Raw genomic sequence first — 451 nt, 5'->3', positions numbered from 1 at the left:
GACGATGCCGCCGGGTTGGCCGAAACCGTACATGAACCCACCGGGACCCTTCAGCAGTTCCACCTGCTCCATCACTTCCAGCGGCCACTCGGTGCCCCACGAAGAGACCTGCAGGCCGTTGACGCGGTAGCTGTCGTAGCTGAGGTCGATGCCGCGGTTGCGGATCGGCGAGCTCCAGCCGCTGGCATACGCGCTGACCTGGGTAACCACCGACGGGTCGGTCAGGAAGGCCTCGCCCAGCGAGACGACCTGGCGCTTCTCGATCTCTTCGCGACCGACCACGGCGATCGCGAACGGGGTATCGCGCACCGCGCGGTCACCCAGCGCGCCGGTGTCGGTGTGGGTGCGCTCGGCGATGACCTTGATGGCATCCAGGTCGGTGGCCGAGCGTGCGCGCGGCGCGCCATCCGGGGCGGTTTGCGCCTGCGCGGCACAGGCCAGGGACAGGGCC

The 451-nt window shown here is 69.4% G+C and carries 1 protein-coding gene; it reads right to left on the bottom strand.

What is annotated here, in order from left to right; all coding sequences use genetic code 11:
• Positions 1-451: TonB-dependent receptor plug domain-containing protein (locus AC1DN0_RS41480; protein ID WP_477146667.1), on the bottom strand; the 451-nt coding region annotated here is incomplete at both ends.

The organism is Cupriavidus sp. 05N39 (assembly GCF_056397325.1).
This window is presented reverse-complemented; position numbering and strand designations above follow the sequence as displayed.